Genomic DNA, 14,164 nt, shown 5'->3' on the forward strand with positions numbered 1-14,164 from the left:
TCGGTATTCCGTAAACCAGTGTCTATATACTGGTTGACGGTGGACGGGTGGATATGTCACAGGAGTACGAATCGGTGGATCTGGTTGCGGACGACACCGTCCGGAATCTCGCGGGCGCGGCGGTGCTAGCGGCGCTGACGGCGGCGCTCGCGCAACTGTCGATCCCGCTTCCCAGCGTGGGCGTTCCGTTCTCCCTGCAGCCGTTCGGTCCGTTCTTCGCGGGGCTGTTGCTCGGACCGCTGTGGGGCGGGTTCGCGATGGCGCTGTACTTGGTCGCCGGTGCCGCGGGCGCGCCGGTGTTCTCCAACGGCGCCGCGGGCATCGGCTACTTCGGAGGACGGACCGGCGGGTTCCTCGTCGGCTTCGCGCTCTCGGCGGTCATCGTCGGAGCGGTCGCACACCGGGGAGTTCGGCCACGTCCGCTCTCGGAACTGTCCACGCCCGTCGAATTCGCTGCCGTGTTCGCGGGGCTGGTCGTCGTCTACGCAGTCGGACTGCCGTGGATGGCCGAGGTGCTGGGCGTCTCGATCGCCCGCGCCGGCGGACTGATGGCTCCGTACTTTCTCCCGGACGTGCTGAAGGTGCTGATCACCGTCGTCGTCGTCGAGGGCGGCCACCTAGCACTCCGGGAATGATCGAGACCGAGTCCCTGGTCCACCGCTACGGCGAGGCCGTCGCCGTCGACGGCGTGTCGCTCACCATCGACGACGGCGAGGCGGTCGCGGTCGTCGGCGCCAACGGGAGCGGGAAGACGACGCTCGTCCGCCACTTCAACGCGCTGCTCGAACCCGACGAGGGAACGGTGACCGTCGATGGGCGGGACGTGATCGAAGACCCCGTCTACGCCCGGACGCGCGTCGGGATGGTCTTCCAACACGCCCGCGACCAGTTCGTCGCCGGGACCGTCGGCGCCGACGTGGCCTTTGGCCCGGAGAACCTCGGGCTGGATCGCGCTGAGATAGACCGCCGGGTCGCCGACGCGCTGGCTGCCGTCGACATGGCCGGTCGGGGCGACGAGCGGATCGACCGCCTCTCCGGCGGCGAGCAGGCTCGCGTCGCCATCGCCGGCGTCCTCGCGATGGAGCCGGACCATCTGGTGCTCGACGAACCGCTGGTCGGTCTCGACGCGGGCGCCCGCGAGGCCGTGCTGGCTCACCTCGATTCGTTGGCCGCCGACGGGACCGGCCTCGTCGTCGTCACCCACGACCTCCGGGATCTGGTCGACCTCGTGGACCGCGTCGTCGGCCTCGCGGACGGCCGGATCGCGCTCGACGCCCCGACGGAGATGGCACTCGACCGACTCGACGGCTTGGGCGTCCGCGACCCGCGATGCTGACCTACGAGCCGGGCGACAGCCTCGCCCACGGGCTGGACCCCCGAGCGAAACTTGCGGTCCAGTTCGGACTCGCCATCGCGGTGTTCGCCTATCCGACCGTCCGTGGGTTCGCCGTCGGCGGCGCCGTCGCGCTCGCCGCGCTGGCGGCCGGGCGGCTCTCACCGCTGCGAGTGGTCCGAGTCTACTGGGTCGTGTTCCTCTTTCTCGCCGTCGGCCCGGTCGTCGGCGGGCTGGCGCTCGGCGAGCCGTGGTTCCGCCTCGAGTCGGCGCTGGAGTCGCTGCGGTCGGTCGCGCGAGTCGTCCCCGTGGTGTTCGTCAGCGCCGTCTACGTGCGGACGACGCCGGTTCGCGAGACGCGAGCCGCGATACAGCGTGTAGTCCCGGGCAAGGTCGGCCGGTTGTTCGGCGTCGGCGTCGGACTGGTCTTCCGTTTCTTCCCGGTGGTGCTGCGCGACCTGCGGGCGACCCGAACGGCGGTCCGCGCCCGGGCGGGCGGGCGACGGGCGCTCCGGGACCGCGTCGAACGGATCCTGGCCCGGGGGCTCCAGCGGTCGCTACTGCGGACCGACCGGCTGACGCTGGCGCTCCGTGCTCGCTGTTTCGCGTGGAACCCGACGCTGCCGGCGCTCCAGTTTCGCCGGCGAGACTACCTCGTGGCGGCGCTCGCCGCCGCGCTCGCCGCTTCGCCGCTACTTACGCTCGTTCCCGGAAGATTCATTCCGGTCGGGTGATAGGAGTCGGACATGCAACACGATTCGGCGGACGGCGACGCGTCCCGGGGACTCCGGTCGCGCCGCCGGTTCCTCGCAGCGACCGCCGCCGGCGTCGCTGGACTCGCCGGCTGTTCGACCGAGACCGCGACGCCTAGCGACGGCGGCGGCGGTGACGGCGACGGCGACGGATCGACCGGTAGCAACGGATCGACCGGCAGCGAGGGGACAAACGGGGACGGCACCACGGCCGAGGAGACGCCGACCGCGTCGGTCGTCGGTCGATCCATCGAAGAGTGGGACGGCTACGACCCCGAGTGGGAAGCACCGACGACGTCACCGCTGGACGCCTCGCTCGGGACGGAAGTCCTCGTCGAGAACCTGGAAGTCCCGTGGGACATCGCGTTCACGCCCGACGGAGACATGTTCGTCACCGAGCGGGTCGGGCGCGTCCTCCGCTTCGACGGCGACGAGGTGCAGACCGTCGCTGAACCGGCCGACGCCATCGACGCCGGATCGATCGAACCCGGGTCGGACAAACGGCCCTGGTGGGTCGACGGTGGCGAAGGCGGAACGCTCGGGATCGCGGTCCATCCGACCTATCCGGACCCCTCGCGGATCTACGTCTACTACACCTACAACGACGGCGAGAAGTACAACAAAGTCAGCGCTTTCGACGTCGATTCCGAGGAGCCCGGCACCCCTGTGGACACGGTCGTCAACGAGATCCCCGCCGACAGCTACCACAACGGCGGCCGGATCACCTTCGGCCCGCAGAACTACCTCTGGGTAACCTGCGGCGACGGCGGCCAGCCCGAAATCGTTCAGGATACCGGCACGCTCGCCGGGAAGATCCTCCGCGTGACGCCCGAGGGAGAGCCGGCACCGGACAACCCCGACCTCGGCGACGGCGCCGACCCGCGAGTGTTCACCTACGGCCATCGCAACCCGCAGGGGGTCGTCTGGCTGCCCGACGGGACGCCCGTCGCCTCGGAACACGGCCCCACGGGTCGCGACGAGATAAACCGGCTGGAAGCGGGCGCAAATTACGGCTGGGCCGAGAAGGGCGCACGGGTCCGCGAGCGCGAGCAGTACCTCGACAGCGACGTCCACTCGCCGCTTTTCAACACCGGCGGACAGAGCTTCGCGCCGACTGGGTCGCTGTTCTACACCGGCGACGAAGTACCGGCGCTGCAAAACCGGATGATCACGGGCGGGCTCATCAGCCAGCAACTCGTCATCACGACCCTGACGCCCCAGGACGGGGAGCTTCCGCCCGCCGAAGACGCCCACGCGCAGGTGACGGCCGACTGGTCAGACGACGCCTACGTCGCGACGGTCCACCGGGCCATGCAGGACGAACTCGGCCGCATCCGCCACGTCGAACAGTCGCCGGATGGCGACATCTACGTCATCACGTCGAACCGCGACGGCCGAGCGAAAGGCGAGTTCCCGACCGAGCGCGACGACGTCCTCGTGCGACTGATGCAGGAATAGCCGCTCCATCCGTCTCCGTTCTCAGTCCGCGGCCTGCTCGCCGCCCGTCGCGTACGCGCGAGTCATGTCGACCAGCGTCTTGCGGTATTCGCTGTCGTCGGGGTTGTGCGCCAGCGTCCGGAACCGCCGCTTGAACGCTTCGAGATCGATACCCGGAGCGTCCTCGGCGGCCGCGTGAGCGAGCGCGTACAGCCGGTGGTCCTCGTCGACCAGGTCGTGGCGCTCCACGAGGCCGAGCGCGAACGCGGCGTTGACGGCCGTGATATCGGGGTCGGCCGCCGGTGTGTGCCGTGCGGCGGGGTCTTTCGGCCCGCCGTAGCGCGGGGAAGGCGCCGCCGTGGTGCCCCACACCGGGGGCGCACGCGGGCGGTCGGCGACCGCGCCCGCCAGGCTGGATTCGAGGAAGGCGACCAGCTTGTCCGCCGGGGCGACCTCCAGCCAGAGGTCGTCGGCGTAGATGTCCTTCATGTGGTTGGCGATCTGGTAGCAGTGGGTGAGCTTGCGCTGCTCGACCGAACGCCCGGCCAGCGCGAGGAAGATGACTTCCTCCATCGACTGGGTGTGGGAGGGATGGTCTCGCTCGTAGTGGTGCATGTGCGCGAACTCGTGGAGCGCCAGTTCGCGGGCCATCGCGCTGGTGGCCGCCTGCCGCGAGATGATGAACAGATGGCTCTCGTCGTCGTGGCTCACACGCGTCCGCTCGTCGGGGTCCTCGCGTATCTCGACCGTGACCGGCCGCTCTAGCGTCCGTTCGGTCTCGAAGAGGTCGCGCGCCCCCAGAAACGGTTCTTCCGGGCCGGGGCCGCGCACTCGCACGTCCATACGCTCTGTGACAGGGGACACGAGAGTATTACTCTTGTGGGGGTGACTACCACGAACGGAGTGAGCCGCGGTCGGCGTCGGTCGTCTCGGCGCGGCGCTGTCGGGGTGGCCCACGCCGGCGCAACCGGCTGAAAACAGCGTCATTTCGTTCGCTTGCGACGAACTTCGGATTGCATGCTCCACCCTGTCGTACCCGGCTGGAAACAGCACCCTTTTGACGCCCCCATTGATAGAAAGCCGTATAATGGGCCGACGCAAAAAGATCGTACAGGAATGTGAGACACTGATGGACGAGCCGGAGAACATCCGGAACATCGCCATCGCCGCTCACGTCGACCACGGCAAGACGACGCTTACTGACAACCTGCTCGCCGGTGCGGGCATGATCTCCGACGACACCGCGGGCGAGCAGCTCGCGATGGACACCGAGGAGGACGAGCAGGAACGCGGTATCACCATCGACGCCGCGAACGTCTCGATGACCCACGAGTACGAGGACACCAACCACCTCATCAACCTCATCGACACGCCGGGCCACGTCGACTTCGGTGGCGACGTGACCCGCGCGATGCGCGCCGTCGACGGCGCGCTCGTGGTCGTCGACGCCGTCGAGGGCGCGATGCCCCAGACCGAGACCGTCCTGCGACAGGCGCTCCGCGAGGGCGTCAAGCCGACCCTGTTCATCAACAAGGTCGACCGCCTCATCTCCGAGCTCCAGGAGGGGCCCGAGGAGATGCAGGAGCGTCTGCTCGCGGTCATCCGCGACGTCAACGAGCTCATCCGCGGGATGACCGAGGAGATGGACGACATCGACGAGGACTGGACCGTCGGCGTCGAGGAAGGCACCGTCGGCTTCGGGTCCGCCCTCTACAAGTGGGGCGTCTCGATGCCCTCGATGCAGCGCACGGGCATGGACTTCGGCGAGATCATCGACCTCGAACGGGCCGACAAGCGACAGGAGCTCCACGAGCGGACGCCCCTGTCGGACGTCGTCCTCGACATGGTCTGTGAGCACTTCCCGAACCCCATCGACGCCCAGCCCCGTCGTATCCCGCGCATCTGGCGCGGCGACGCCGACTCCGACGTCGCCGAGACGATGCAGCTGGTCGACGAGGAGGGCGAAGTCGTCCTGATGGTCACCGACATCGGTATCGACCCCCACGCCGGAGAGATCGCCGCCGGCCGCGTCTTCTCGGGTACCCTCGAGAAGGGCCAGGAGCTGTACGTCTCCGGCACCGCCGGGAAGAACCGGGTCCAGTCCGTCGGCATCTACATGGGCGGCGAGCGCGAGGAGGTCGACCGCGTCCCCGCCGGGAACATCGCCGCCGTCACCGGCCTCAAGGACGCCATCGCCGGTTCCACGGTCTCCAGCGTCGAGATGACGCCCTTCGAGTCCATCGAGCACATCTCCGAGCCGGTCATCACGAAGTCCGTCGAGGCCCAGAACATGGACGACCTGCCGAAGCTCATCGAGACGCTCCAGCAGGTCGCCAAGGAAGACCCGACCATCCAGATCGAGATCAACGAGGACACCGGCGAGCACCTCATCTCCGGTCAGGGTGAGCTCCACCTGGAGGTCATCGGCCAGCGCATCGAGCGCAACCAGGGCATCCCGATCAACACCGGCGAACCGATCGTCGTCTTCCGCGAGGCCCCCCAGGGCGACTCCCGCGAGGTCGAGGGCATCTCGCCGAACCGTCACAACCGCTTCTACATCACCGTGACGCCGCTCGACGAGGACATCGTCGAGGCCATCCAGCTCGGCGAGGCGTCCATGGACATGCCGGAACTGGAACGCCGCGAGGCGCTCCAGGAAGCCGGCATGGACAAGGACACCTCCCAGAACGTAGAGCACATCCACAACACGAACGTCATCATCGACGACACGAAGGGTATCCAGCACCTCAACGAGACGATGGAACTCGTCCTCGAAGGGATGGAGGAAGCCCTCAACGACGGCCCGCTCGCCGCGGAGCCCGTCCAGGGTTCGCTCATCCGTCTCCACGACGCGCGACTCCACGAGGACGCCATCCACCGCGGTCCCGCGCAGGTCATCCCGGCGACGCGACAGGCGATCCACAACGCCCTCATCGACGCCGAGGTCCGCCTGCTCGAGCCGATCCAGGAAGTCCGCATCGACGTCCCGAACGACCACATGGGCGCCGCGTCCGGCGAGATCCAGGGTCGTCGTGGCCGCGTCGACGACATGTACCAGGAAGGCGACCTCATGGTCGTCGAGGGCGTCGCGCCCGTCGACGAGATGATCGGCTTCTCCTCGGACATCCGCTCGGCCACCGAGGGCCGCGCCTCCTGGAACACCGAGAACGCCGGCTTCCAGGTCATGGCCGACAACCTCCAGCGCGAGACCATCATGGAGATCCGCGAGCGCAAGGGCATGAAGCAGGAACTCCACGAAGCGATCGACTACTTCTAAACCACCTGGTTTCCATGTTTTTGCCGGCCGGGTTTCCTCGGTCGCTGCGCTCCCTGCGGAGAACCCGACCGGCAAAAACATGGGTGAAAAAGGCCGGCCGCTTCGCGGCCGGTGAATCGCGCTCGCTTCGCTCGCACGAATGCTTTCTCTCTGCGCGGTACTGCCCTTTTCAATCAGTTGAGCCGCTACGACACCAGTTCCCGATACAGCTCGCGGTGGTCGTCGCGGCCGCCGACGCGGTCGTCGAAGGCGATTTTGCCGTCAGCGAGGACGGTGAGGCGGTCCAGCGACGGGCCGAACGCGTCGAGGTGGTGGGTCGAGACGACGACCGTGCGCTCGCCTTCACAGTAGTCGGTGACGAACTCGACCACCCGTTCGCGGGCCGCGTCGTCGAGTTCGTCGAGCGGTTCGTCGAGGAACGCGAACGCGGGCTGGCGGACGAACGCGAGCGCAACGTCGAGCAACCGCTGGTAGCCGCCAGAGAGCTCGCTCACGATCCGCGATCCGACGGCGTCGAGGCCGAGGTCCTCACGGAGTCGTTCGACCCAGTCGTCGCTGGCGTCACCCATCGACGCGAACACCTGCAGGTTCTCGTCGACCGTCAGCCCCGGGTAGACGCTGGGCTGCTGGAAGCTGCAGCCGATCCGGTCATCCGGTCGGTGGATCGTCCCCCCGGAGGGACGGGAGAGGCCAAGCACGAGCGAGAACAGCGTGGACTTGCCCGACCCGTTCGGGCCGACGATGGCGTGCAGGTCGCCCTGCCCGATCCGGAGGTCGACCCCGTTGAGGACGGTGACGCCGTCGTAGCGCTTCCGTACGCCGTCGAGCCGTATCTCAGCCATCCTGTCCACCTCGCTCGTAGCGGACGACTGCGGCGACGAGCCAGCACAGCGAAGCGACGGCGACCCCGACGACGAAGAGGAGCCGGTCGGTGAAGAGGGCGGGCGAGTGCTCCGAGAGGGTCAAGCCGCGGACGACGACCGTCGCGTGGTAGGTCGGCATCCACGAGGAGATCGCGCCGCGGACCGCCGAGAAGAACCCGGCCGGATACACCGGGTTCGAGAACGCGACGATCCCGGCGAGCAGCGCGACGTTGGCGAACCGGCCGGTCACCGAGAATCGCGTCCAGAAGGAAACGCCGAGGCTCACGGCGACGAGACTGGCGCCCGTCAAGCCGAGGACGGCCAGCCCGACGGGGTCGGCGACGTCGACACGGTAGCCGAGCGCGGCGCCGACGAGGCCCATGCTCCCGAGCGCAGCCGCGCCGAGAGCGGTCAGCAGGGCGGCCTTAGCGCCCAGCAACGCCCACAGCGACGACTCGACGCGGACCCGGTCGAACACCCGTTGCTCGCGGGCGAGGTGGTACGGCACGTAGGTGAACGCGTACCCGGCGAGCAGGTAGAGAAGTCCCGTCGCGAAGAGGAACTCCGAGAGCGTGCGCTCGGGGCCGACGAGGTGTCGCTCGACGGTGACCGTCGAGGGGAAGACAGCGGCGCGCTCGCGTAGCGCGTTCGTTACCACGCGGGACGGTTCGACGTAGGTCGCCATCCCGCCGGCGACCGACACCGAGAGCGTCACGTTCGCGCCAGACTCGTAGAGGCCGTGGTCGACGGTGACGATGCCGTAGACACGCTCGCGGTCGAGCGCGGTTCGCGCAGCGGCCGACGAGTCGAACTGCTGGGGTGCGGCGACCGATCGCGTGAGGCCGCCGACGGCCCGCAGTTCGTCCTCGGTGACGGCGTCGTCGGCAGGGGCGACAGCGACCGGGACGTCGCGGGGGACCGTGCGGTCGAACGACGCCGTCGCGAGGCCAAAGAGTGCGGGGGCGAGGACGAACACCAGCGCGACCGCTCGCCAGTTTCGTCGCAGCCAGCGTAGCTCCTTCTCGGCGAACGGTCCGACAGCCATGCGAGAAAAGAAGGGCGGTGGCCCTTAGGCGGTGCCCTCTGCGGTCGCGCTCGCACTCGCGCTACCGGTCGCAGCTCCGGTGGTCGATCCGGTGTCAGTCAGGATGGAGCCGTACCACTTGATGAGCGTTACGGCGGTGTCGACGGACGTCTCGCGGGTGACGGTCACGGTCGTCCCGTCACGGGTCACGTTCGTCGAGCGGAGCTGGTCTTCGAGGGTCTCGTTCTGGATGGCCCCCGCCTGGATGGAGATGAACCCCTGCGTGATGTCCTGGACGTCCTGTGCCGTGTCCGTGGAGTTCGTCAGGATGCGGGACTCGAAGCCGAGCGTGTCGTCCTCCCCGATGTAGTACGAACCCGAGGTGACGTGGAGGTCGTTGTACGCCTGCGCGTACGCGGTGACGTTCAGGCCCGTCGACTGGCCCATCGTCCGGTTGATCTGCGTGATGTTGACGTTCTGGGACCGCTGCGCGTAGCGGAGGTAGCCGTCGTCGCGGGTGTCATCGTAGGCCGACGCCAGGTCGCCGTCGACCGAGTCGGCGTCGCCCACGGCGACGTCGATCGTGTCGTTGACGGCGTGCTGGGTCCCGAAGACGTACTCGCCGTCCTCGAGGACGGCGATCCACTCCTCGGGCTCGGGCGGCCCGAAGCTGATGTCGTCTTCCTCGCTCTCGTTCTCGTTCTCGACGGGCTGGTAGACCGTCACGCCGTTGACGGTCGTGTTCTCGTACTCCTCGTCACTGCTGTTGGACACAGCAGCGATGACGTCGTCTTCGGCCCAGTCAGCGTAGACGATAGCAGCCGAGTACTGGGGCTGGCTGTAGTTGCGCTGCTGGTTGAACATGACGACCTCGTCGGCCGCACGCGGGTCGAGACCGGTCTGGTTCTCGGTCTCGTCGAGCGCCGCCGAGAGGTTCGCCGGCACCATCTCGGCCGGCGACATCGTGGTCATGCTGTCGTCTTCGAACGCGTCGCTATCGTCGTCTTCCTCGTCCCCGGGGGTCGCGGTCGCCGGGGACTCGTCGTCACTCGCGCTCGCGCCGACGGTCGCGTTGTAGGCCGCCCCGTAGAGCGTCGCGCTCACGTCCTCCTGAACGACGCTCACGTCGAGCGTTGCCACGCTGTCGACGTCGTCGGGTACGTGTTCGAGTGAGTCGTGGTCTTCCTGCATGGCGCCGCTGAAGACGCCGATCTGCGCCGCGGCGACGCCACCGATCGCGATAAACGCGACGGCGACGACAGCCTTGGCGGCTGTACTGCGCAATACTCCGGTCGGAACACTACTGGAGGGCATTACGGGCGTAGCTACAGCGACATGTCAGTAATAAGTATCGGTTCCGTCGTCCCCGCGGCCGGCGTCGGGACGAGCGGAATGACCGGATTGATATACTCGCCCCCTGTGAGCTTTCCCTAATGAGCGCACGCGAGCGCACCAGGGAGGTGATCGGGCGATGAGCGACTCGACCGACGAGGTACGAGCGTACACAGTGAGACTCGAACTCGTCGACGAGCCGGGCGAACTCCTCCGGGCGCTCCACCCGATCGCCGACACCGGCGGCAACCTACTCTCTATCTTCCACGAGCGCGGGAATCTCACGCCCCGCGGACACATCCCCGTCGAGGTCGACCTCGAAGCGACGCCCGAACGGTTCGACGAGATCGTCGACGCGCTACGCGAGGCCGGTATCAACGTCATCCAGGCCGGCACCCAGCACTACAGCGAGTCGCTGACCATCGTCGTCTCGGGTCACATCGTCGACAGCGACCTCTCGGATACGCTCTCGCAGATCCAGCAGTCGACCGACGCGACGGTCACGGATCTGTCGCTGTCGGCGCCGGAAGGGACCGACGACGTATCGAGCGCCCGACTACGCCTCGCTACCGAGGAGGGCGAGACCGACTCGACGCTCGCGGCGCTGCGCGACATCGTCGATCGGAAGGATCTTCGGCTGATCGAGCCGCTCACGGTAGGTGATGCGGCATGAAACTCGCGATCCTCGGCGCCGGTGCGGTCGGCGCGTCGGTCGCGGAACTCGCCGCGGATTACGGCCACACCGTCACCGGCCTCACCGACTCCTCGTCGGCGGCCGTCGACGCCGACGGGATCGACGTGGAGGCGGCGCTCGAGGCCAAGCGCAGTGACGACGTCGTCGGAAGCGATGCGCCCGAGGACGCACTCGACGCCGAGTACGACGTGCTCGTCGAGGCGACGCCGACCACGCTGGGCGACGCCCAGCCCGGTTTCGGCCACGTCCGGACCGCGCTCGAACGCGACCGCCACGTCGTGCTGGCGAACAAGGGGCCGGTCGCCGAGCGCTACGGCGACCTGCGCGAACTGGAGCGGGCGAGCGACGGGCAGGTCCTGTTCGAGGCGACGGTCGGCGGGGCGATGCCCGTCCTCTCGACGATCGCCGACTTCGATGCCGACCACATCACGGCCGTCCGGGGCGTCCTCAACGGGACTGCGAACTTCATCCTCACGCGCATGGCCGCGGAGGGACTGGACTACGAGCACGTCCTCGCGGAGGCACAGGACCTGGGCGTCGCCGAGGCCGACCCGACCTTCGACGTCGACGGGACCGACGCCGCGCTGAAGTTCGTCATCCTCGCGAACGTCCTGCACGGCAACGGTCGGGAGTACTCGCTGGCGGACGCCGAGGTCGACGGCATCGAGGAGATCCCCGGGAGCGCGCTCGATCTTGCCACCGAGGACGGACGGACCGTCCGGCTCATCGGCGAGGTCACGCCCGCGGGCGAGGTGCGCGTCGGCCCGCGACTCGTCCCCGAAAACGGGACGCTCGCGGTGACGGGCACGAACAACATCGTCCAGCTCGAAACCGAGCACGCCGGTCGCCTCAACGTCTCGGGGCGCGGTGCGGGCGGACCGGAGACCGCGTCCGCCGTGCTGGCGGACGTGGGTCGGCTGGACCGCGACTGAACAGCGTTTCTGCCGGGTACTCACGATTCACGTGCCCTTCGTCGACCACCCAGTTTCTCGGTAGCGCCCGGTCCGTGATCGCTTGCCGTGGTTCGATCTGGTCGACGCTCGTCCGCCGCGGTCCGTCGGCCCCGCGGTCCGTGAGAGCGGTTGCCAAATCGCAAGACGGCGGCGGGATGCTCTGGATTCGCTATCGAAATGGTTTTAACACCAACCGCCAAAAGATTCCCACATAGCGCCTCTGCGCGTGAGATACAACAATGAGCGAAGACAAACCGCACCAGAACTTGGCCATCATCGGCCACGTTGACCACGGGAAGAGCACACTCGTCGGGCGACTGCTCTACGAGACGGGCAGCGTCCCCGAGCACGTGATCGAACAGCACAAAGAAGAGGCCGAGGAGAAGGGCAAGGGCGGCTTCGAGTTCGCCTACGTCATGGACAACCTCGCCGAGGAGCGCGAGCGCGGTGTCACCATCGACATCGCCCACCAGGAGTTCGACACCGACGAGTACTTCTTCACCATCGTCGACTGTCCGGGCCACCGCGACTTCGTCAAGAACATGATCACGGGCGCGTCCCAGGCGGACAACGCCGTGCTCGTGGTCGCCGCCGACGACGGCGTCCAGCCGCAGACCCAGGAGCACGTCTTCCTGGCCCGCACGCTGGGCATCGGTGAGATGATCGTCGCCATCAACAAGATGGACCTCGTCGACTACGAGGAAGGTCGCTACCAGGAAGCCGTCGAGGAAGTCACCGACCTGCTCAACCAGGTCCGCTTCGACACGGAGAACGCGAAGTTCATCCCCGTCTCGGCCTTCGAGGGCGACAACATCGCCAGCGAGTCCGAGAACACGGACTGGTACGACGGCGAGATTCTGCTCGAAGCGCTCAACGCGCTGCCCGAGCCGGAGCCGCCGACGGACGCGCCGCTCCGACTCCCGATTCAGGACGTCTACACCATCTCCGGCATCGGTACCGTCCCCGTCGGACGCGTCGAGACTGGGATGCTCAACACGGGCGACGATGTCTCGTTCCAGCCGTCTGACGTCGGTGGCGAGGTCAAGACCATCGAGATGCACCACGAAGAGGTGCCCCAGGCCGGCCCCGGTGACAACGTCGGATTCAACGTCCGCGGCATCGGCCAGGACGACATCCGCCGCGGTGACGTCTGTGGCCCCGCCGACGACCCGCCGTCGGTCGCCGAGACCTTCCAGGCTCGCATCGTCGTGATGCAGCACCCGTCCGTGATCACGGCGGGTTACACGCCGGTCTTCCACGCGCACACCTCGCAGGTCGCGTGTACCATCGAGTCCATCGACCAGAAGATCGACCCCGCCACGGGCGAGGCCGAAGAGGAGAACCCGGACTTCATCCAGAACGGCGACGCAGCGGTCGTCACCATCCGTCCGCAGAAGCCGCTCAGCATCGAGTCCGCCAACGAGATCCCCGAACTGGGGAGCTTCGCCATCCGCGACATGGGCCAGACCATCGCAGCGGGTCAGGTCATGTCCGTCAACGAGCGCGACTAACTCATGCAGCAAGCACGCGTCAGGCTGGCCGGCACCAGTCCCGAAGACCTCGATTCGATCTGCGGCGAGGTCAACGACATCGCCAACAAGACCGGCGTCGAGCTGTCGGGGCCCATCCCGCTCCCGACCAAGACGCTCGAGGTCCCCACGCGCAAGTCCCCCGACGGCGAGGGGACGGCGACGTGGGAACACTGGGAGATGCGCGTCCACAAGCGTCTCATCGACATCGACGCGGACGAGCGCGCCCTGCGCCAGCTGATGCGCATTCAGGTCCCGAACGACGTGTCGATCGAGATCGTCCTCGAGGACTAAGCGAAGAGAGGGGACGGCGGCACGCGCCGCCACAGTCGCCCAGTCGCCCGACGGCGACGGCGTGTGACTGATCCCCAAAGCCGCTCTCACGCGCAGGACTTATCCCCTCTGCGCCACGAGCGATATACGCGGGCTCGTAGATCAGCGGTAGATCGCTTCCTTCGCAAGGAAGAGGCCCGGGGTTCAAATCCCCGCGAGTCCACTACGCCGTTTCTTCACCGCGAATTATCCGGTTAGTCGCCGGTATTGCGGTTCTCGCAGACCGGTATCACAGTTCTCACAGTGAACCATCTCGCACACGGATAGCGAGCGGGAAGTAGTCGCACGCGAGCCAGCTGGCGACTGCGGAACGACGGATCGCTGTTGCGCACGTCTCGATCTGAAAACGTGTCTGGCCGCAGGGACGCACCGCTCGGGCGCGCCGGATCGAAATCCACTCAAAAGACCACATTTCTTATATAATTTCTCGGCCCTTTCGGCGATCGACGTAGCAACGCCGGTCTGACCCGTTCCACCCTGTTTCCATAAGAAAGTTTAGAACTATGGAAATCTAACCAAATACTTCGAGCGGAATCGGTCTCCGATCGGAGCCAGAACTCGGACCCCCCATTTCTTCCATTGCAAATCCGGCCGTAGTCATGCGTTTTTCCGCCAGTCCGAATAACTTTCACTCTGG

The 14,164-nt window shown here is 67.3% G+C and carries 13 protein-coding genes and 1 tRNA gene; 10 read left to right on the plus strand and 4 right to left on the minus strand.

Annotation, left to right across the window (positions count from 1 at the left end; all coding sequences use genetic code 11):
• Nucleotides 1-53 precede the first annotated feature (53 nt).
• The 4 genes from AB2U09_RS09705 to AB2U09_RS09720 are packed head-to-tail and all read left to right on the plus strand — an operon-like array spanning nucleotide 54 to nucleotide 3,543.
• On the plus strand, nucleotides 54-635 hold the full coding sequence (locus tag AB2U09_RS09705) for a biotin transporter BioY (protein WP_459192516.1): 582 nt from the start codon (nucleotides 54-56) through the stop codon (nucleotides 633-635).
• Nucleotides 632-1,336, plus strand: a complete 705-nt coding sequence (locus AB2U09_RS09710) for an energy-coupling factor ABC transporter ATP-binding protein (RefSeq protein ID WP_459192517.1) — start codon at nucleotides 632-634, stop codon at nucleotides 1,334-1,336. The genes AB2U09_RS09705 and AB2U09_RS09710 overlap by 4 nt, the downstream gene beginning before the upstream one ends.
• Nucleotides 1,330-2,067: an energy-coupling factor transporter transmembrane component T family protein gene (locus AB2U09_RS09715; RefSeq protein WP_459192518.1), complete on the plus strand. Its 738-nt coding sequence runs from the start codon at nucleotides 1,330-1,332 to the stop codon at nucleotides 2,065-2,067. Before AB2U09_RS09710 ends, AB2U09_RS09715 begins: the two co-directional genes overlap by 7 nt.
• Before the next feature lie 12 nt (nucleotides 2,068-2,079).
• Entirely contained in the window at nucleotides 2,080-3,543 is a 1,464-nt protein-coding gene (locus AB2U09_RS09720; protein WP_459192519.1) for a PQQ-dependent sugar dehydrogenase, read from the plus strand.
• Between the two features lie 21 nt (nucleotides 3,544-3,564).
• On the opposite strand, the gene AB2U09_RS09725 is transcribed toward AB2U09_RS09720, so the two are convergent.
• The gene (locus AB2U09_RS09725; RefSeq protein WP_459192520.1) at nucleotides 3,565-4,365 is read right to left on the minus strand and encodes a DUF5781 family protein; all 801 of its coding nucleotides are present in this window, start codon (nucleotides 4,363-4,365) and stop codon (nucleotides 3,565-3,567) included.
• Nucleotides 4,366-4,609: 244 nt separating this feature from the next.
• Here AB2U09_RS09725 and AB2U09_RS09730 point away from each other — a divergent pair, with 244 nt between their 5' ends.
• Nucleotides 4,610-6,799 (plus strand): elongation factor EF-2, encoded by a 2,190-nt coding sequence (locus AB2U09_RS09730; protein ID WP_459192521.1) that lies wholly within the window; start codon nucleotides 4,610-4,612, stop codon nucleotides 6,797-6,799.
• Nucleotides 6,800-6,984: 185 nt separating this feature from the next.
• Here the strand turns inward: AB2U09_RS09730 and AB2U09_RS09735 are convergent, their stop codons facing one another.
• From AB2U09_RS09735 to AB2U09_RS09745, 3 genes are read right to left on the minus strand one after another with little or no spacing between them, the layout of a single operon-like run.
• Complete coding sequence (locus AB2U09_RS09735; RefSeq protein ID WP_459192522.1) at nucleotides 6,985-7,641, minus strand: ABC transporter ATP-binding protein; 657 nt, start codon at nucleotides 7,639-7,641, stop codon at nucleotides 6,985-6,987.
• On the minus strand, nucleotides 7,634-8,707 hold the full coding sequence (locus tag AB2U09_RS09740) for an ABC transporter permease (RefSeq protein WP_459192523.1): 1,074 nt from the start codon (nucleotides 8,705-8,707) through the stop codon (nucleotides 7,634-7,636). The genes AB2U09_RS09735 and AB2U09_RS09740 overlap by 8 nt, the downstream gene beginning before the upstream one ends.
• Before the next feature lie 24 nt (nucleotides 8,708-8,731).
• Nucleotides 8,732-10,000 carry a hypothetical protein gene (locus tag AB2U09_RS09745; protein WP_459192524.1) on the minus strand — a complete coding sequence of 423 codons (1,269 nt, stop codon included), beginning with the start codon at nucleotides 9,998-10,000 and terminating at the stop codon, nucleotides 8,732-8,734.
• 157 nt (nucleotides 10,001-10,157) lie between these two features.
• Between AB2U09_RS09745 and AB2U09_RS09750 the strand changes: the two genes are divergently transcribed.
• The 5 genes from AB2U09_RS09750 to AB2U09_RS09770 all read left to right on the plus strand — a co-directional run bounded on the left by AB2U09_RS09750 (nucleotide 10,158) and on the right by AB2U09_RS09770 (nucleotide 13,690).
• Complete coding sequence (locus AB2U09_RS09750) at nucleotides 10,158-10,691, plus strand: amino acid-binding protein (RefSeq protein ID WP_459192525.1); 534 nt, start codon at nucleotides 10,158-10,160, stop codon at nucleotides 10,689-10,691.
• On the plus strand, nucleotides 10,688-11,644 hold the full coding sequence (locus AB2U09_RS09755) for a homoserine dehydrogenase (protein ID WP_459192526.1): 957 nt from the start codon (nucleotides 10,688-10,690) through the stop codon (nucleotides 11,642-11,644). Before AB2U09_RS09750 ends, AB2U09_RS09755 begins: the two co-directional genes overlap by 4 nt.
• A 260-nt stretch (nucleotides 11,645-11,904) precedes the next feature.
• Nucleotides 11,905-13,176 (plus strand): translation elongation factor EF-1 subunit alpha, encoded by a 1,272-nt coding sequence (gene tuf / locus AB2U09_RS09760; RefSeq protein ID WP_459192527.1) that lies wholly within the window; start codon nucleotides 11,905-11,907, stop codon nucleotides 13,174-13,176.
• 3 nt (nucleotides 13,177-13,179) lie between these two features.
• On the plus strand, nucleotides 13,180-13,488 hold the full coding sequence (gene rpsJ / locus AB2U09_RS09765) for a 30S ribosomal protein S10 (protein WP_006885248.1): 309 nt from the start codon (nucleotides 13,180-13,182) through the stop codon (nucleotides 13,486-13,488).
• Between the two features lie 130 nt (nucleotides 13,489-13,618).
• Nucleotides 13,619-13,690: transfer RNA gene (locus AB2U09_RS09770), tRNA-Ala, on the plus strand.
• The last annotated feature ends 474 nt before the right edge of the window (nucleotides 13,691-14,164 follow it).

It is taken from the genome of Halosimplex yunnanense, from assembly GCF_054504345.1.

Excerpts from the sequence above, each read along its gene's own strand:
- AB2U09_RS09720 (WP_459192519.1), top strand. The coding sequence starts at position 2,080 with ATGCAACACGATTCGGCGGACGGCGACGCGTCCCGGGGACTCCGGTCG.
- AB2U09_RS09725 (WP_459192520.1), bottom strand. The coding sequence starts at position 4,365 with ATGGACGTGCGAGTGCGCGGCCCCGGCCCGGAAGAACCGTTTCTGGGG.
- AB2U09_RS09755 (WP_459192526.1), top strand. The coding sequence starts at position 10,688 with ATGAAACTCGCGATCCTCGGCGCCGGTGCGGTCGGCGCGTCGGTCGCG.
- AB2U09_RS09710 (WP_459192517.1), top strand. The coding sequence starts at position 632 with ATGATCGAGACCGAGTCCCTGGTCCACCGCTACGGCGAGGCCGTCGCC.
- AB2U09_RS09745 (WP_459192524.1), bottom strand. The coding sequence starts at position 10,000 with ATGCCCTCCAGTAGTGTTCCGACCGGAGTATTGCGCAGTACAGCCGCC.
- rpsJ (WP_006885248.1), top strand. The coding sequence starts at position 13,180 with ATGCAGCAAGCACGCGTCAGGCTGGCCGGCACCAGTCCCGAAGACCTC.
- AB2U09_RS09705 (WP_459192516.1), top strand. The coding sequence starts at position 54 with ATGTCACAGGAGTACGAATCGGTGGATCTGGTTGCGGACGACACCGTC.
- AB2U09_RS09735 (WP_459192522.1), bottom strand. The coding sequence starts at position 7,641 with ATGGCTGAGATACGGCTCGACGGCGTACGGAAGCGCTACGACGGCGTC.
- AB2U09_RS09750 (WP_459192525.1), top strand. The coding sequence starts at position 10,158 with ATGAGCGACTCGACCGACGAGGTACGAGCGTACACAGTGAGACTCGAA.
- AB2U09_RS09730 (WP_459192521.1), top strand. The coding sequence starts at position 4,610 with ATGGGCCGACGCAAAAAGATCGTACAGGAATGTGAGACACTGATGGAC.
- AB2U09_RS09715 (WP_459192518.1), top strand. The coding sequence starts at position 1,330 with ATGCTGACCTACGAGCCGGGCGACAGCCTCGCCCACGGGCTGGACCCC.
- tuf (WP_459192527.1), top strand. The coding sequence starts at position 11,905 with ATGAGCGAAGACAAACCGCACCAGAACTTGGCCATCATCGGCCACGTT.
- AB2U09_RS09740 (WP_459192523.1), bottom strand. The coding sequence starts at position 8,707 with ATGGCTGTCGGACCGTTCGCCGAGAAGGAGCTACGCTGGCTGCGACGA.